General features: G+C 65.3%; 14 protein-coding genes and 2 pseudogenes. 8 read left to right on the forward strand and 8 right to left on the reverse strand.

Annotated elements, in window-relative coordinates; genetic code table 11:
- Nucleotides 1-95: 95 nt before the first annotated feature.
- The gene (locus FXO23_RS47535) at nucleotides 96-398 is read left to right on the forward strand and encodes a hypothetical protein (protein WP_158895282.1); all 303 of its coding nucleotides are present in this window, start codon (nucleotides 96-98) and stop codon (nucleotides 396-398) included.
- 444 nt (nucleotides 399-842) lie between these two features.
- Here the strand turns inward: FXO23_RS47535 and FXO23_RS47540 are convergent, their stop codons facing one another.
- Nucleotides 843-1,349: a hypothetical protein gene (locus tag FXO23_RS47540; RefSeq protein ID WP_246258533.1), complete on the reverse strand. Its 507-nt coding sequence runs from the start codon at nucleotides 1,347-1,349 to the stop codon at nucleotides 843-845.
- 60 nt (nucleotides 1,350-1,409) lie between these two features.
- Nucleotides 1,410-1,568: pseudogene (locus tag FXO23_RS47545) on the reverse strand (HTH domain-containing protein); the annotation flags it as partial.
- A 78-nt stretch (nucleotides 1,569-1,646) separates the two neighbouring features.
- On the opposite strand from FXO23_RS47545, the pseudogene FXO23_RS52860 reads away from it, so the two are divergent.
- Nucleotides 1,647-2,206: pseudogene (locus tag FXO23_RS52860) on the forward strand (DinB family protein); the annotation flags it as partial.
- Between the two features lie 280 nt (nucleotides 2,207-2,486).
- Here FXO23_RS52860 and FXO23_RS52865 read toward each other — a convergent pair.
- Nucleotides 2,487-2,633 carry a WD40 repeat domain-containing protein gene (locus FXO23_RS52865; RefSeq protein ID WP_425484981.1) on the reverse strand — a complete coding sequence of 49 codons (147 nt, stop codon included), beginning with the start codon at nucleotides 2,631-2,633 and terminating at the stop codon, nucleotides 2,487-2,489.
- A 356-nt stretch (nucleotides 2,634-2,989) separates the two neighbouring features.
- Between FXO23_RS52865 and FXO23_RS47555 the strand changes: the two genes are divergently transcribed.
- Nucleotides 2,990-4,087, forward strand: coding sequence for a hypothetical protein (locus FXO23_RS47555; RefSeq protein ID WP_158895288.1), 1,098 nt, complete (start codon nucleotides 2,990-2,992; stop codon nucleotides 4,085-4,087).
- 319 nt (nucleotides 4,088-4,406) lie between these two features.
- Here FXO23_RS47555 and FXO23_RS47560 read toward each other — a convergent pair whose 3' ends face one another.
- The 5 genes from FXO23_RS47560 to FXO23_RS47580 all read right to left on the reverse strand — a co-directional run bounded on the left by FXO23_RS47560 (nucleotide 4,407) and on the right by FXO23_RS47580 (nucleotide 8,385).
- Complete coding sequence (locus tag FXO23_RS47560; protein WP_158895290.1) at nucleotides 4,407-4,562, reverse strand: hypothetical protein; 156 nt, start codon at nucleotides 4,560-4,562, stop codon at nucleotides 4,407-4,409.
- Between the two features lie 466 nt (nucleotides 4,563-5,028).
- The gene (locus FXO23_RS47565) at nucleotides 5,029-5,226 is read right to left on the reverse strand and encodes a hypothetical protein (protein ID WP_158895292.1); all 198 of its coding nucleotides are present in this window, start codon (nucleotides 5,224-5,226) and stop codon (nucleotides 5,029-5,031) included.
- A gap of 321 nt (nucleotides 5,227-5,547) precedes the next feature.
- Nucleotides 5,548-6,333, reverse strand: coding sequence for an ABC transporter ATP-binding protein (locus FXO23_RS47570; RefSeq protein ID WP_158895294.1), 786 nt, complete (start codon nucleotides 6,331-6,333; stop codon nucleotides 5,548-5,550).
- Nucleotides 6,330-7,436, reverse strand: a complete 1,107-nt coding sequence (locus tag FXO23_RS47575; protein ID WP_158895296.1) for a FecCD family ABC transporter permease — start codon at nucleotides 7,434-7,436, stop codon at nucleotides 6,330-6,332. Before FXO23_RS47575 ends, FXO23_RS47570 begins: the two co-directional genes overlap by 4 nt.
- Complete coding sequence (locus FXO23_RS47580; RefSeq protein ID WP_218952400.1) at nucleotides 7,426-8,385, reverse strand: ABC transporter substrate-binding protein; 960 nt, start codon at nucleotides 8,383-8,385, stop codon at nucleotides 7,426-7,428. Before FXO23_RS47580 ends, FXO23_RS47575 begins: the two co-directional genes overlap by 11 nt.
- Nucleotides 8,386-8,611: 226 nt before the next feature.
- Between FXO23_RS47580 and FXO23_RS47585 the strand changes: the two genes are divergently transcribed.
- The 5 genes from FXO23_RS47585 to FXO23_RS47605 all read left to right on the forward strand — a co-directional run bounded on the left by FXO23_RS47585 (nucleotide 8,612) and on the right by FXO23_RS47605 (nucleotide 17,195).
- Entirely contained in the window at nucleotides 8,612-9,805 is a 1,194-nt protein-coding gene (locus FXO23_RS47585) for an MFS transporter (RefSeq protein ID WP_246258536.1), read from the forward strand.
- A 30-nt stretch (nucleotides 9,806-9,835) separates the two neighbouring features.
- Nucleotides 9,836-10,573, forward strand: coding sequence for a TauD/TfdA family dioxygenase (locus FXO23_RS47590; protein WP_218952401.1), 738 nt, complete (start codon nucleotides 9,836-9,838; stop codon nucleotides 10,571-10,573).
- A 399-nt stretch (nucleotides 10,574-10,972) separates the two neighbouring features.
- Nucleotides 10,973-11,260 (forward strand): TetR/AcrR family transcriptional regulator C-terminal ligand-binding domain-containing protein, encoded by a 288-nt coding sequence (locus FXO23_RS47595; protein ID WP_218952402.1) that lies wholly within the window; start codon nucleotides 10,973-10,975, stop codon nucleotides 11,258-11,260.
- 2,505 nt (nucleotides 11,261-13,765) lie between these two features.
- Nucleotides 13,766-14,458, forward strand: coding sequence for a calcium-binding protein (locus FXO23_RS47600; protein WP_158895306.1), 693 nt, complete (start codon nucleotides 13,766-13,768; stop codon nucleotides 14,456-14,458).
- 538 nt (nucleotides 14,459-14,996) lie between these two features.
- The gene (locus FXO23_RS47605) at nucleotides 14,997-17,195 is read left to right on the forward strand and encodes a DUF4855 domain-containing protein (RefSeq protein WP_158895308.1); all 2,199 of its coding nucleotides are present in this window, start codon (nucleotides 14,997-14,999) and stop codon (nucleotides 17,193-17,195) included.
- Nucleotides 17,196-17,593: the final 398 nt, after the last annotated feature.

Genomic DNA, 17,593 nt, shown 5'->3' on the forward strand with positions numbered 1-17,593 from the left:
CCCAGGTCCACCGATCCCTCACCGCCTACGACCACTGACCTTGGAATAGGTCATCTAGGTGGGACGAGGTATGCGACGACGACTTCGGCCGGGTCGTGGACCAGGCGATCGGACGCGCGCTCAACGAGGTCGCCGCTAAGGCTGGATGCCGACCGCTACGCTGGCACTTCGCGGCATTACGCAACGTACTCGAGGGCTACGCCGAGGATCTGTCTGAGTCCGAGACGGAAAAGATTCTGCAGGCGTGGGGCGCGCTACTCGAGCTGGAGCAAGTGGCCTGGCCGATGCCCGGCTGCACGGAATACCGCGGAAGCGTCGGGATGCGTCCGGTGCTGATTTGGGGCGTAACCGATCGGCAGCGCCGGGACGCAGACCAACCACCGCCGGCGACGGTCTGACCCCAGCAACCCATGATGAGCAGCACCAAACCCATGATGAGCAGCACCAGACGTAGACCCTCGAGCCCTCCGGCGCGCTTGTGCACTCGGTCCAGGTTGGCGTGGTTGTGTTCGCGGGTGGCCAGCAGTATGTGCATACCGAGCGATCGGCCGTGCTGGCGTGTTGACCATGCTGTCGATGTGCTTGCCAGGTCAGAGTTTGTCGTGCGGATGGACGGTGCGGTGCCCGAGCCGGTGGGAGAATTGCGCGAGGAATTCGGGGCGAAGTCTGGCCAGTTCCAGGGCTCTGACACGCTTTCGATGATCCCGCGTGGGGTTGCTGGCCAGGCTTGGTGGCGGGCGCGTAGCCGGAGCAGGTCGAAGTTGGCGCGGCCGAACATGGCGCGTTTGATCAGCTTAACCGGTTGACGTTGCCGTCGGTCGGGCCGTTGCTGTGCGGGAGCGTCAACCCTGCGACCACCGCATCCCAGTCGCGGCGCAGGGTTGTGGCGAATGAGCGGATCTCCCGGACGTCGCAGGTTTCGGCTTGCTGGGCCCAGGCTTCGAGGTTGTGCCGCGGCGCTGGCGCAGCAGCAGAGTGAAGCTGGCAGCGAGTTGATGTGTAGTGGCGATCTCGTCGGACCGGTTCGCGATCTGGTGCAACTGGTCGCGTTCGTCGTCGGTTAGTTCGTCGGGGCGGTGCATGATCCAGCCGGTTACCTTCCTCGGCGTGATCACAGGCCGAGACTCGGTGGGTGCTCCGGTGACGCGCCAGTGCTGGAGGTGGCGCCGGACGGTCTTGACGTTGCCGCGGAAGCCCCGGGCCTTGAACTCGGTGTGGAGGACTGCGGCGTTGACGCAGCCCTTGCCCCATCGTTTCCGCAGGTAGGGGACGAAGGCGTCGGTGAGCGTGCTGCGGCGGGCACCGGTGCTCATGAGCTCGTCGATGTCGTTGCGCGCGTAGCGGCGCACGGTCTTGCGATCCAGATCGAGTTCCCGCGCGATCGCGCTGATAGTCCAGCCCTAGGCGAGGGAGTCCACTCGGTAACCGAGTTCGCGTAGCCGCTCGACGTCGCGGCGCACCGTGCGCGGGGTGACACCGAGTCGTTCGGCCAGCTGCTTGCCTCGCCAGACACGCCGGGCGGTGAGCGGGGACAGCAGTTGCAGTAGCCGTGCCGCGCTGTCGATCACGAGCTCTCGATCACGACAACAAGAATGGCAGACATCGCGGACCGATACTGTCCACATCTGCGCATACAGTCGGCGGGCATGAACACCACGACGGATGCACGCATCGATTGGAACGCGGAGCTGCGCAGCCAGCTCGAGTGGCACTGGACCAACCAACTCCGTCCCCGCCTGGCGGGGCTGACCGACGAGGAGTACTTCTGGGAGCCGGTATCCGGCTGCTGGAACATTCGCCCGCGTGGGGAGAGCACTGCCCCGATCGCCGTCGGCGGCGGGCATACACGATAGATTTCGCGATGCCCGAACCGACACCGGCACCGGTGACGACCATCGCCTGGCGTATCGGGCACCTGGTCGCCGGCGTGTTCGGCGCACGAAACGCCGCACACTTCGACGGCCCCAGCATCGACCACCAGAACCACACCTACGCGGCCTCTGCCGCCGAGGCACTGAACCAACTGGATGACGGATACACCCGCTGGATGGACGGTGTCGCTCGGCTCGGACAGGACGGACTGATCGAACCGTGCGGTCCGACGGAGGGACCGTTCGTCGACTGGTCGACGGCGGCGCTCGTGCTACACATTCACCGCGAGGTACTACACCACGGCGCGGAGATCGCTCTGCTACGCGACCTGTACACTTGGTGCACCGCTTGTGCGCTCAGTTCCCGTTGCCACGGTCCCGGTAGTCGGCTGGTCCTCTCTGAAGTCGGGCCTCCCTGCGGGGTCCGGTAGACAGGCGACGATCCGAGTCCAGCACCATCAGCAACAACCACACCAGAGGCACCACCGCCAGCATCCTCATTGCCGAAAGCGCCGGCGGCATCGCCGTCCTATTTTCCGGCTCCGCCACGGTGACCGACAGCGACCCCACGCGGGATCATCGAAAGCGTGCCAGAGCCATTTTCGGTGAGCGCCATCACGTCTTGCCATCTGGGCTGAACGCTACCCCGGTAACCGGGTTGCGGTGGTGTTGCAGTCGCGTCAGGAATTGCGGGGCGCCTGGATTCGAGACATCCCAGAACCGGCTGGTGTAGTCGTAGTTCCCGGTGACCAGGCAGCCCAGCGGCCACGATCTTGACCGTGGGGGTCACGCCTCGGGCGGGGCTGGGCAGTTCGACGACGTGGCGGGCGAACCGGCCGACTGAATCGTTGATCGCATCGGCGGATAGCTCGGCTGTCACGGCGGGCGAGGCACCGCCGTCGCTGTCGGTTCATCCGATTTGCACGGTGACCGAACGAGGCCGGTCACCCGGTCGGCGGTTCCTCGCCCGACGGGGAGTGGAGCAACCTGGGATGTTGTTGGTGGTCAACCAACAATCAGGGGATGCGGGGGTTCCTTTGCTTTCGGGCTAGCGCGAAATCGCGCGTTGGCCTGTGTGTGCTGAATTGAGTAGGCTTTTATTGTGATAAGGAGTGGTGATGCGAAGACGTTTTAGCGCTCTGGCGCTGTTCGGGGTTTCCGGATTGGCTCTTGCGACATCGGGTCTCGGTGCCGGTCCTGCCCAGGCGGTCGCTGCGCCGCAGTGCTCGGCTGCAGAGCATTGTTACGCCGTCGGTTTCATCGGCTCCAAGGAGCAGCCGTTATGGATGAACGCGGTAGGCTCAGACCTTGGAGTCGGCTGTTTGCACGTAGACGACAGGGAAACAGAGTTCGCGAACTGGGAGATGTGGCTCCTCACCAATCTCAACAATCCAGCTTTGGATACATGGGTCGAAGTGGGCATGACCGCCGGAAAGCTGCACTTCTCCCCGGGGCAGGAGAAAGGCTTCCTCTGGTACTGGGCGGATCAACGCCCAGGGCTTCCCTACCGTGAGGCTTATATCAAGCCTGCGCGCACGCTCGATCGTGAGAACGTGACGTTCAACTGGGTCCCCAACAGCCCTAACTGGGAGATTCACCAGGACGGAGACCTCGTCGGAGTTTCCGAGAACAACGGAGCGTGGGGCGGCCAGGTGGACAACGGGCTGGAGGTGACGACCCCCGGCGCGAGGATCGCCGCTGGCTCTATAAACTTTCAATACCAAGACACCAACAACGTCTGGCATCCTGCCGACACGGAGCTGTACAACGACAGGCCCGACCTCTTTTCCATTTTCACCAACGGACGAGTCATTACCGCGGCAACACACAAACCCTGTAACGACGAGACGGTAACGATGCCTACCGACAACAAGGCGACACCACCAACTCCCTCCATGCTGCTGGAGACAGCCACAAGGCTGGCCGCAGCGAACGGTGAGGAGCACCCCGCCAACATTCAGTACGTGGCGACTGACCGGCAGGCACTGACGAGTATCGACGGCACTCGGCCGAAATCCAACGATCCCGTGTATCTCGTTCAGATGACCGGCAACTTCGTCGGATACGCCGCTAGTGTTCCCCGAGGGAGCAAGCCGCCCAAGGGAAACGTGCTGACAGCCACGGTCGACGCGAATACCGGGCAGATGCTCAGCTGGTCGATTCTGCTGACCCCGCATGACCTGTCGCAATTCGGAACAGCGGCGACACTGCGGTAACGCTGCTGGACTGCACTCTCGACTCCCGCCGTGTCGTCCTCAGGGTGTTGTGCGTGAGGACGACACGGCGGTCACCACGCGTGCTCGTGCGGCGGGCTCCTCCGGCGGCAGGTCAGCGTAGTAGTAGTCGCGAGCTTGCCCGGCCCGGTCGAACATCGAGTGCAGCACGAGGTCTTGCCAGTGGCCGGGTAGGTCGGGGGTTGGTCAGCGCCCACACAGCAGGACCACGATGAGGTAGCTCGGTAGCAGCCGGGCCATCAGTTTGATCAGGAACACTCGGGCGGCCGCGGATTCCCGCCCGTGGCGGTGCCGGTGAGCATCACCGGTTCGTCGTCGGCGGACAGCCCCGGGCGCCGACCGGATCCGACCGGGCCGCCGGGAACACCCACAGTCCCGGACCGGTTTCGTCCAGCCGCACGCCCGGCATCTCGACCTCGACCGTGTGCTCAGTGCCGTGCGAGGTGCGGTAGATCACCAGGAAGCCGCGTTCCTCGTGAATGACGAATCACGAGCATGCACGGTCACTTAGGACAGCAGCCGGGCAGCACCTGCGACAGAAAGCGGACACTACGCGCACGAATGGGTGAACAATCAGCCACCGTGATGGTCAACAAACGCTAGCTGCGAGACTGCACGAGTTCGGGAGCGAGGACAGGCGCATTCGTTCGGGAGGCGCCGGGCGGATACAGTAATGGGCAACGTGGAGATTCATCACGACACCGGAACGGTGCGGCTGGAACGGTCGCGGGAAAAATGCGTGCTGGCGGTCCTGGCGCTGACGTCAGGAAACCGGTGACACTCACGACCTTAGTCGATCAGGTGTGGGAACCGGCAGAGCAAACGGACAATTCACTGCACAGTGTTGGTGACTACCCCGGCACGCAGTTGGCCCGCGAGCAGCGCTACCGCGGGCGCCACCAGCCAGGTGCCGATCATCGCGATCAGGTCACCGATGGCACGCCTGCAGCACGGACCACGGAGCGCCGGGCGCTCGGGCACGTGGTGACGAGCGTGGCGAGACCACCGGTCAGCCCGCCGATCGCGTACCAAAGCGGGACGCGCGGACCCGGGACGCTCGGCGGAATCAGAGCAGGCGACTGGGCCATGAACAGCGCGAGCGCGGCGAAACCGAACAGCATGACGCGAGCGCTGCGCGAGGTGCCGACGGACCGCTCGAGTCTGCTGTCCGAATGGAGCTTCTGCCGGTCAACGCGGGCATGCAGGCACTCCCCAGAGTCAATCAATAGTCAATATCGTTTAGTCAGGATCGACTATGTGAGTGTGCCTTGGGGAAGCGCTTGCCCATCGGGAATGAGTCCGACTTTCACCCTGAAAGTAGTTCGAACCGGGGCGATCGCCAGGAGCTATGCCGCAGATGAAATAACTACCTGCTAGGCACGAAGTGGTTGCGTGGTAGGGAAAGTCGCGATGGCTCTCGGCGGCCGGGGTTGGGCAGGGCACTACGATGAGCTTTGAACCGCAGGGGCGGACCCCCGGTAGGCGATGGTGAGGTTGCCGAGGCCGTCGTGGCTGATCTCGGCGTCGATCTCGAAAACCTCCCGTAGCCGGTCGGGGGTGAGCACCTCCTGCGGGGTGCCGGTGGCGATGAGGGCGCCCTGGTGCAGGAGGAGGAGCCGGTCGCAGAAGCGGGCGGCCAGGGACAGGTCGTGCAGGGCGACGATTACGGTCTGGTCGGTGTTGCCCAGCAGGTGCATTAGCTCCAGTTGGTGTTTGATGTCGAGGTGGTTGGTGGGTTCGTCGAGCAGGACGCCCCAGGGTCGTTGGGCCAGTGCCCGGGCGATGTGGGTGCGCTGACGCTCGCCCCCGGACAGGGTCTTCCACACTCGGGTGCGTAGGTGGGTCAGCTCCATTCGGGCGAGTGCGGCGTCGACGATGAGGCGGTCGGTGTGGCCCAGGCCGCGCCAGCGGTCGCGGAACGGGGTGCGGCCGAGCGCGACGACATCTGCCACGCGCAGGTCGCTGTCGGAGTCGGCGGACTGCTCGACGAACGCGAGCTGCTGGGCGATCCGGCGGGCGCTCCAGCCGTGGATGTCGTGGCCGTCGTAGCGGACCGTGCCGGTGGTGGGGGTGCGCAGGCCGGCGAGGCAGCGCAGCAGGGTGGACTTGCCGGACCCGTTGGGGCCGATCAGCCCGACGGTCTCGCCGGGCGCGATCTCTGTCTCGATATCGCGCACGATGGTCTTGCCTGCGGCGGCCCAGCTCAGTGCCTCGATCGTGATTCTCACAGCTCGCCTCGCTTGCGCAGGATCAGCAGGAACAGCGGGACTCCGAGCAGTGCGGTGAACGCCCCGACCGGAACCTCCCTCGGGGCGAATGCAATCCGGGCCAGCACGTCGGTCCAGACCAGGAAGATCGCGCCGACGAGTGCGCTGAAGGGCAGCAGGACGCGGTGCAGCGGCCCGACGAGGAAGCGGACGCCGTGCGGCACGATCAGGCCGACGAACGCGATGGCACCCACGGAGGCGACGGCGACCGAGGTGAGTAGGGCCGTGGCGACGAGCAGGGTCAGCCGGGTCGCGCGGACGTTGATCCCCAGCGAGGTCGCGGTGTCGGCGCCGAAGGAGAACGCGTCGAGGGCGGCGGCCTGGGTCCAGATCACCGTCAGTCCCGCCGCGAGGGCGATCGCGCACACGAGCACCGCGTCCCAGCGTGCGGCCGCCATCGACCCGAGCAGCCAGTGCGTGATGGCCCTGGTGGTTTCGGCGTCGCCGGAAGCCATCAGGATCACCGCCATGATGGCCGTGAACAGCTGCCCCACCACCACGCCGGTCAGCACCACCCGCACCGAGCCCAGGCCGCTACGGCTCAGCAGCAGGAGGAGCAGACCGAACGACACCAGCGCGCCGGTGAACGCACCCCCGGTCACCCCGAGCGTCTCCGCCCCGAACCCCAGTACGACCACCGTCACGGCACCGGCCGACGCGCCTTGGGACACCCCGAGCAGATAGGGCTCGGCCAGCGCGTTGCGCGTCACGGCTTGCAGAGCGGCGCCGCAGATCGCCAGCAGTGCGCCGACCAGGGCCGCCATCAGCACGCGTGGCACGCGCAGGTCCCAGATCAGCGAGTCGAGCAACCGGGGCAGCGGCTCGACGTTCAAACCGAGGCGGATGCCCACGACCCGGCCGAGCTCGGCATAGCCGACCCCGGCCGTGCCGATCCGCACCGACACCGCGATCGACACCACCAGCAGCACCACACCGAGTCCGGACAACGCCAGCAACGACCACCGGGACCGGTGCGGCGACGAAGGTTCCGCTGGGGCCAGAGCCGGCTTGTCGCGCGCCGCGGGATGCAGGATCCCGGCTGGCGGCACAGTGCTAGCGGACATAGCCCAGGCTCTTCATTCCGTCGACGAGCAGCTGCAGAGTGTTCACCGTGCGCACCGAGGGGTCCATCTCGATGCCGGGAACCTGGATGATCTTGTTCTGCTGCATGGCGGTCAGCTGGGACACCACCGGGTCCTGCCGCATCATCGTGATCTTGTCCTGCGCGCTGTCGCCCGGTGTCCCGCGCTCGGACAGATCTCCGACCACGATGAAGTCGGGGTTGCGCTGGGCGATCTGCTCCCACGACACCTCGGGCCACTGTTCGTGCACGTCGTCGAACGCGTTACGGGCTCCGACCAGGCGGCTCATCTCGCTCGGCATCCCGCCGTTGCCGGCCACGTAGGGCAGGCCGTTGTACACCGAATACAGCCACACCACCGACGGCTGTCCCTGCACGGTCTGCCCGGTGGCCGCAGCCCGGTCGACCACGGCGCGCTGCGCGGCCTTGAGCGCGGTGGCCTTGTCCTCGGCGTGGAAGATGCGGCCCAGGTTCTCGTAGTCGGCAAACAGCAGGTCGAACGGCGTCATCCCCGCCTGGTTGGCCTCCGGGCAATCCACCGCGCTCACGAACGACCGCAGCCCTAGCTGCGCCAGTTCCTCCCGCGTGCCGACCTGATCTTTGGTGTACAGCGCGGCGAACGCGGACACCACCACATCCGGCGCGGCCGCCCGCAACTGCTCACCGGTCAGCTTCTTCGGGTTGAGCACCGGAACCTTGTCGTAGTCGGCCTGGTACCGGGGCGCCACCTTCGTCTTCAGATTCGACGTCCCCGCCATGCGCTCGGCCAGCCCCAGCTCCAGCAGCGTCTCCGTCGAGGACTGATCCAGCGTCACCACCCGCTCCGGGGCCGTGGTGAACGACAGCTGCTGCCCGCAACTGGACACGGTGACCGTCGCCGACGATCCGCCGGCGGTGGAGGTGGTGTCGGAGGGGGTCGAACAGCCGGCCACCAGTAAACCGAGGGCAGCTGCAACACCGACTACGGCTCGGGGGGACATGGGGCTCCTTCGATCGAGGGCTGTGCTGGACTACTACCACGAGAAAGCACCCAAAAGAGTAACGACAACGGTTTTCATTTACAGTGTGAGGTCGGCAGCGCCGCGATCGCATCCGAAGGATCCGCCCGTGTTTTCATCGTCACCGTCCGACACGTCTGAGGCCGCCCCGCGCCGAGCCGTGCTGCGCGAGGTGGCGTTCCTGCGGCTGTGGTCGGGCACCACCGCGTCCGGGCTGGCGACCTGGGCCCTGCCGTTCGTGCTGGGCCTCGCGGTGCTCGACCGCTCGCTCAGCGCCGCGGGGCTGGGCCTGGGGCTGGCCGCCCGGACGGTGGGTTTCCTCGCCGCGGTCCCGGTCAGCGGGGTCCTTGCCGACCGGTACTCCCGCCGCAAGGTGGTCTTCTGGTCCGGGCTGGCCGCTGCGGTCGCCGCGCCGGTCATCGCGCTGGGGCTGCGCTGGTCCGTGCCGCTGATGGCGGTCGCGGCGGCCGTGGCCGGAGCTGGCCAGGGCGCGTGTCGGCCCGCGTTCCAGGCGCTGACCGCCGAGGTCGTCGATGAGCCCCGGCGGCAACAAGCCAATGCCGCGATCACCCTGGCCGTGCGAATCACCACCCTCGTCGCGCCCGCCGTGACCGCGCTTTTGGCCACCGTCCTCGACACCCATGCGCTGCTGCTCGGCATCGGCCTGCTCTGGCTTGTGGCCGCGCTGCTCCCGCCCGCCGGAACCCGGACAACGGAGACCGGGCAGGCTCGGGTGGCTTTTTTCACCGAGTTCGCCGACGGGGTCCGCGAGGCACGCCGCCATCCCTGGTTCCTCGCCGGACTCGGTGCCCTCACCGCCGTGATCGCCACCGGCTACTCCGCCACGGGCGTGGTGCTGCCGCTGGTCAGCCGTGACCGCTACGGCAGCGAAGCCGTCCTCGCCGGCGCGACCACCGCCTACGTCGTCGGCGCACTCACCGGGGCGCTGATCGTCGCGCGGTGGCGGCCCCGCGCCCAGGGCTGGGCTGCGCTGGCCGGACTTGCCACCTACGGCTTCGCCCCGCTCAGCCTGTTGCTGCCGGTGCATCCCGTGGTGGTGATGGCCGCGTACGTGGTCGCCGGGGTTGGGATCGAACTGTTCAACGTGCCCTGGTTCACCGCCATCCAGCGCGAGGTCGAGCCCGGTAAACTCGCCCGAGTGTCCTCGTTGGACTTCCTGCTGTCCTACGGGCTTGCCCCGCTCGGCCTCGCTCTGATCGCTCCCGCCATCGACACGTTCGGCACTGCCGCCGTCCTCGGCGCCTGCGCCGTCGTCTGTTTCCTGGCGCCCGCCGCCGCAGCGATCGTCCCCAGCGTCCGCGCCTTCTCCCGCGGGCCCACCACGGACGGCTGACCCGTGCCCGCACCCCGTTCCCTCGGTGTGGTGCCCGCCCGAGCCGACCACGCATACCCGGGCAAGGCCCGCGACCTTCTCGCCCAAGACGGCGCCGTCATCCTCACCGGGCTGGACCCCAGCGCCGACGCCCTGGTGGTAGCGGCCGCCCTCATCCACGGCAGCCGCCTCCGGCACCTGTTTCCCATGCGCGAGCGACGAACGCACGACGGCGACCCGGTCCACTTGCACGCCGACAGCTTCGACATCGTCGTCGACGTCGGCGGCCGCCCCGTCCGGCGACGCGATCCCGACGAAGACTCCGTGCTCATCCAGTGCGTCACACCACCGGCCTTCGGCGGGGAGTCGTTCGTCGCCGACGCCTACCGCTTCGTCGACGACACCGCCGACACCGATCCCGAGCTATGGGAGTTCCTCACCACCATCGACGTCGACCTCTACGGCGCTTGGACCGGCATCCGTGGTCTGCCCGCCACCCCACGCGTCGCGCGGCACGTCGAGTACACACGCACCGGACGGCGCATCGTCCGCCGCACTGACGGCGCCGTTCCACTGCACCGGGATCCCGCCACCGAGCACATCCATGTCATGCTCGACCGCTACCGGCACACCGTGCACGACCTCGAACGATCCTTGCCCCGGTTCCGTTTGGAGGAAGGCGAAATCCTCGTCCTCGACAACTACCGCTGCTGGCACGGCCGAGACCCGCACACCGGCGACCGCCTCGTCCGCATCCTCACCCTGCTCACCGCCGACGCCAACGGCTGAACCGCCCGACGGGAACGGCCGTGTCCTTCCCCTGCCGGAACCACGGCGACAACGGAGGACTCATGCGCCGACTCGTCCTGCCAGTGCTGACCGAGCTGCTCATCGGAGTACACACGGGATGCTCAATGGCCAGATGATCCCGGCCGTCACGGGCCGCGACAACGAGTTCGAACGTGTCTCCCAGGGCACCATCAACGCCGCATGGATCAAGGAGACGGCTACAGCCTGACCAGGGTTGGCTCGACGTGACCCGGATGTGGGTGTTTTGTCCGGAACCCGACGCTCTAGGGTGGCGTTGCCATGGACGTGGACGACGATCGTGACACCCTCGCTGTCCTGCCTTTCCGTGGCCTGATCGGGCCGTCATCGACTTTCCGTAAAGGAGACGAATACCGGACGGTGTTCAAGAAGATGTTGCAGAAGTTCGGCGTGGGCGGACCCGCCGTCGACACGGTGCTGGACGATCCGCGGTGTCACTCGGGGAGCCCGGTGTCAGGGGAGGTCATCCGGGCCGTCGCGCGTGGCGAACTGCCCGCGGACACCGACGCCGTCGAACTGGTCAAAACCCTTGTCGCGCCGATCTACCTGCGGCTGCTGGTCACCGGCGAGCCGATCGACGAGACCACCGCCGACCGTGCCGTGGAGATCGTCCTCGCGGCTGCCCACGCCCACGCGCTGTCCCCGTGACGAGGGTCAGGCCGGGTAGGTGATGGTCCGGTCCAGCCGGCGGCGCAGCGGGAGGTACTCGTCGCGGGTGAATCCACTGTTCTGTCGGATCACCAGAGTCGATAACTATATTGCCGGGCGGGTAGCAGGCATAGGTTGTCCGCCTTGGCGTGTCTCCGTGCTCCACCGTCCCCTCAACGGGTGAGCGCGGAGCCTCCAAGGCGAAGTATTCATGGTGATGGCGAAGTCAGATTGCGGGCGACAGGGCCCATTCGACTCCATGACCGTGCGACGTCGAGCTCTCGCAAAGGTGCCCATCGGACGACGAAAGTCAAACTTGAGCGAACACTGAGACTTGCGTCAGCAGGAATCGTGAAGGTGTCGCAGTGCCGGGAGAAGCCGCGACCTCCAGAGCTGCCCACGAACGGGAGCCCGCGTCCGGCTGACTGTGGGCCGAACCACAGCACTGAACAATCCTGCGGTATCGACAACTGCTGCAAGCACTCACGCACGGTACGTCTCCAGTCCCCACCGATGCATGAATCTGCTGTGCCGACGACGGGCTACCGATGAACTGCTCAAGTGAGGGCGTGCACGGCAGGGGTGCCGCCCTCGCAAGGCCCCGTGCTCGCCACGAATAAGACCACGGCGAGCACGGGGTCGAACTGACAGAAGAGCCTGAGGATGAAGTCAGCGACTCGGGTTGTCACGTCAGCGCTGCGCACCTGTTACGACCGCGCGCTCCGGCCTCTGCGACGTCCACCGGGGGAGGACCTGCCATCCAAGGACCCGATGGGGCACCCGCGGGCGCTGCATCAGAGAAGACGGGGGCCAGCGTCAGTCCTCTGTCTCGCCTCTAGGCTCGGCCAGCCGAGGAGCGCGACCGGGCAACTTCGCGCGCCATCGGGCTACCTCGGTGACCCGTGACGGCAGCCAGCCAGGCATACCATCAATCTCCACGTTGGGTTCAGGGAACCGATGTGGCGAATCCGGTGGGAAATGTTGCCGCCATTTCGTGATGGCTGATGGACATACGCCAAGATGCGAGGCCAGGCTTATGACGCCAATGTGCTGTGTGGGACTCACGCCCGATACTGCCTTCCGTGCTCAAATTTGCCCAGGTAGCGCCACGCGGACCTGGCACGACAGAGATCGACCAACATGGCACCTAGTCGGAAATCTTCTGCAATCGACCAGGGTTTGTTGTCTACGCCTCCGGATGCCGCTCCGCGTCGCACCGTTTCCGTTCTGGATACGGATACGGATTGATCACGTTGATGCGAAGTGCACGTGCACCACTCCGCCGCCCAAGAGCCTCTCTTCTCTCGAACGTCGGTGCCCAGTTCAGTGGGCGCCGACCGTGATGGCGCAACACACCATATGTCTGCCACGGCACGCGAACCGACCTGACGCGCCAGATCTGAGGTTCAATCACCCGCCGGTGCGCTGTCGGCAAGGCTGGGCGGTCCGTGCCAGTGTCGCAAACCGCACGAAAGGCTCTCGGAGTTCACTGGGGCATCAAACAAAAGAGCATCCCCTATTCGCCTCCTGGTGGTGATGAAGAAACAGACTGTAATCTTGAGGCGTCGAGGCTGGCCTTAGGAATGGAATTTTCCAACAAGGTGACGTCTTTGAACGTGATCTCGCCCCGTTGGGGTTCCGTTGAGAATCGGCCTGGTCGATGAGGTGCTTGGCCAGGTAGCGCACGCTCCGCTGACGCGGATATTGGATCTGCTTGATCCAGATTGTTCCCATTTGTGAACAGGGTTAGGGGCGAGGTCGACGCTTCGTCCACTACGGCAGTGGTGGATCGAGGCTGGCTGGCAGACATCTACCCCTTTGGGTGATACGGCGACTGGTCGGGCAGTCCGAACTCTCTTCTTGAGAGTGACATCTTGGCCTGCTAGACACGGCGTTGATCGGATATGTCCTCCGGAATCGTCGATATAGGACTGCTGTGTCCCTTGACGGCCTGGATGTCGATCCTTTCGTGGGTATAAGGCGGACGCGCACTCTTCAATCAAGGAGATCGCTTGGAGGCAGCAACGGAATGGTGTTAATGCGAAAAACCTGGGTGGCGGACCGCGTCGCTCGCCTGCGTGCAGTTGCCGGCCTTGCGCGGTGCGCGTACGGAGTCTTGTCCTTGACTCTTGACTTTGACCGTCATGCCCGCTGCGCTCGCGGCAACGGACAATGCCGGAGGCGGTTCGGTCAACGTCCGGGTACGCGTTGCCGATGATGGCTTCACAGGTCTCCCTTTCCGCTTGTTCGGGAGAAGGAACCTTGTCGTTTCAGAGGAGAAAGAGCCGTGAGCAAGGGCTTTTTCCTTCCCCGGTGCGTGTCGTCATACCCCACGGTCGAATGTTCACGCTTTCTGGATCGCCGAGCTGACGCTCGATAAGGTGATCTTGGTATATGGAAAGGCCGCAATAGTTGATCCTGGTATGGCCGGGTCGCGTCCGCGACCGGGGCCAGGAGGCCACCGGGCCTTGGTGGTCGAGAAGCAGTATTTCTCGCACGAGAGCCTTGGCCGACCTGGTCATCATCGCGAAAGGTTGGTACGTCATGTTATTGCGCCCGCAACGGTGGTTCGCGCAGCTCCTCGGTAACAGGCTGGGCGCGGTGATTGTCGCCGCGGCGTTGGCGACGATGTTCGCGATCGTCAACGTCTCACCGGCGAACGCAGCCAGTAGCTGCAACGGACGCGCTGCGACAATCGAAACGAAAGCGAGCGACGGATCCTATAGAGGGACGCCAGGAGACGACGTGATCGTCGGAAGCGCGGCTGATGACCGCATCTATGGCCACGGCGGCAACGACGTCATTTGTGCGGGAGGCGGCAACGACTACGTCGTCGGGAGCGCTGGAAATGATGCCGTCTTCGCGGGCGCGGGTGACGACCAGGTCCATGGCATGGACGGCCAGGACACCGTCTACGGCGAGGACGGTATTGATTACCTCGTCGGAGGCCCAGGGAAGAACACTCTCTTTGGAGGTAACGGAGACGATCGTATCCACGGCGGTGACAGCCCAGACATCGTCTACGGCGGGCCGGGAGCCGACTACATCGTTGGCTGGCAGGGTGACGATGGTCTCGTCGGAGAGAACGACAACGACATGATCCACGGCGAAGACGGCAACGACACCATCTACGCGGGCACGGGCTGGGACTACTGCCAGACAGGAGAGATCGTGGTGGACTGCGAAGTCAAACGGTAGTCAGGAATCGTGCTGGCCGGGGAGGGGTGGTGCCTGGGTGGCGCCCCACCCCGGCCAGTTGCCGTCCGAAGTCCAGCCGATGTTGTGAGGAAACCACACCGAGAGCCCACAGACACTGGTAGCACAAGGTGTTCGCGCCACGGGTGGTGTTCCCGAGCCTCAACGCGATAACGCCCGGCTGCGAGGAACGAAACTACTCGCACCAGGCCGGTGGGAAGCACCTTCGCCGCTGGCTTCGCTCGACGGCTACGACGCCTGCTACGTCAGGAGCGTGCGGGTAACGGCGCATGCGGCGAACACGAACCGCTACAACTGCCGACCACGACGCCGAGCCATGCTTTTGTGCACGACAAGCAAGGGGATGCAGGTTCGTGCGTTTCCTAGCTGGCGTGCCATGCTTGGAATGCCACGGCCAGCCGAACTGAACAACCTGTCCAGCGCGAGAACGGCACGGTCGGGGACTCGACTCCGGCGGCGTCACCGTGAAGTTGCGGCGTCCGTCCACAAGACACATTCTGTGAACGAAACGTCCTGCTCGGTGGCCGCGGAGGAGGTCGACGTCGTGTTGGCCAGATCGCAACGTCGATGGGTAGTGATTACTGTCGTCTTCGCGTGTGCTGTTGTCTTCACGCCACCGATGGCTGCCATCGAACCATCTCCTGGCCATCCGGATCCAGGCGAGGCTGGCTTCCATCATGCTGCCTTGATGTACGGCGGACCTGAGCGAAGCGTCAATACGGTGCAGCGATACGTCGCGAAACGACGAGACGGGCGTCCGGTGCGCGACGGTTGGCTGTTCGACGCCTTCGTAGAACTAACCTTCAACGCGCCATCAGGTGAATGCACCGATTATGGGAAGACAACATCTAGCGACTGGCTCGCGTTGCTGGATCGGTGGTTCGGAGGGCCGGCGAACGCGAAGCCACGCGGGGAGGTAGGCCAACTCGATGATGCCGTGGAAGCGACCGCCGCCGAGTCGGCCGATGACGGGAAGCCGATGGGGCCGCCTCCCACGCGCCGCCAACTCGTGATCATGTTGCCGTGGCCGAGTATTGATCAGCATTCGTTCGGAACGATCGACGGCCGGCCCGCTGACCTGGGGAAGCCGGACGACCGGCTTCGCGTCGTCACCTGGTACGCCCGTCAGGTGAAGCAGAGGTTCGCGGCCTTGAACCCGCGCCATCTTGACCTGTGGGGCTTGTATTTCATGAGGGAGGATGCCGTGGGGCCGGACGGCGAGTGGATGGCCGGGGCGGTCGACGCTATCCATGCGGAACAACTGCGTACGTTATGGATTCCTTACTGGAATGCGCCGGGTGTAGACAAGGCCCGAGAACGCGGTGTCGATGTGACGGTGCTGCAGCCGAGCGCCGCGTTCACCTCTCCCATCGATGGCGGGAGGGTATCGGCATCACGGCTTCGTGCAGCCTCGGTCACAGCTGCCCAGCACGGGGCCGGGATCGAGATCGAGGCACGCGGAGGTGGAACCAGCCTCGCCGAAAAGCGCATGCTGCGACAGTATCTCGCCGCTGGAACGCGATTTGGCTATCAGCACGCAGCGTCTGCCTGGTTTCTCGGGTGGAAACCAACGCCGTTCGATCCCCTGCCGGACGGGTCCGACAACCCGGTCTACCAGGACGTAGCCGACTACATCCGCGGTCTTCCCGCAGCCGACGACGACATTCACCCAGAGTGGCAGTTCACCCACGAAGGAGACGAGAAAACCGTCGCGGCCGCGACCTTCGCGCCGAGGGACGATGTTCGAGCGGTGCGGATAGAGCTCGTGGACACGCCGACCAACAAGAACGGCGACTCGTTCGCATGGCAGGGACGGGTACAAGTGGAAACGCACACCGCATCGGGTTGGTGGCCAGCGGGCTGGGCGGCCCCCCGTCCGCCCGAGCCCGGCGATGAACTCGCTCCCTCCCTGGTGGTGCCCGTGGCACCCAGAGTCGGCGTCGATTCCCTGCGCGTGACCCTCGAGAGTCCACCTGGCCATCGCCCGGTGCTCGGCAAGCTGACCGTCGATACCGTATGGCAACTCCCCGTGCCCGACCCACCAGAGCGCGATGTACTGGCGAAGCGGGGCAAGTTTCCCGACGATCCGGCGGATACCGAGACCGGATATGCCGCAGGCAAGCTCACCAATGGACTGTGGTCGGACAACGGCTGGAACAGCGGGAAGCAGGTGGGCTGGGCGCTTCGATCCGGAGACGCGAAGGTGACGATCGACCTCGGGACTCCGCACCCCATCGACGAAGTGGTCGTACATACCCATGCGGCCAGCGCGGCGGGCATCAGCTGGCCTCTGGCACCGGTCGCCGTCCTCTCCACTGACTGCGCGGTCACAACGGACGCGGCCGGACTGATCCCAGCATGTCAATTCGTGGGGGTGCCTGGAGGGCCAGCCGAGCCAACCGGACCGCTCACCCCGAGTGATCAAGCGGGCGTCGTCCGCTTTCGCGTACAACCGGGCACCACCGCTCGGTGGTTAACGTTCGCGGCGTCCACACACGGGTGGTTGATGCTGGACGAAATCGAAGTGCTCTCCGGTGGACGAAATGTTGGCCTGAATGCCCCCTACCACATCAGTCCACCGGCTTCCCGTCCTCAGCCAGATCCCCTCCCGTGCCCAGAACTCGGTTGGTGGCCCGTCAACCCGCGCACGAGCGACCACATCATCCGCTTCCAGACGCGTGCTCTCCCGGGAATCGAGCGGGTCCTGCCAGGCAGCTAGAGCGTGGACTGGTCACCCCCTGCTGCGAGGATCGCCCAGTCCGCTTGTGCGGCCTTCGTCTGGCACAGCGGACAGTCGTCCATATCACGGGGTGAGTGCTCCTCACTCCAGGCATAAAAGACCATCTTCGATGCCATCGCACGCGTACACCACGTCGAGAGAGACTGATCCCCCACGGACCAACGAGATCGTGGAACAAGGTCAGCCGAATGTTTGATGTTTATGGTGTTCGGCCACGGTGTGACGGTCGCCCGACTGGCGGTCCCGCTTTCAGGCAAGTTCGCGCGCTGGGTGAGAAACTGAGGTCGTATTGGTGGTGCGGTCACCCGAGTTTCGGCTTCGACCTAGGTATTGAGTTCACGGGCGGTCTTGTCGAGAAATACGCCCATTCGGATTTG

The sequence above is a fragment of the Amycolatopsis anabasis genome (assembly GCF_009765355.1).
Taxonomy (GTDB): domain Bacteria; phylum Actinomycetota; class Actinomycetes; order Mycobacteriales; family Pseudonocardiaceae; genus Amycolatopsis; species Amycolatopsis anabasis.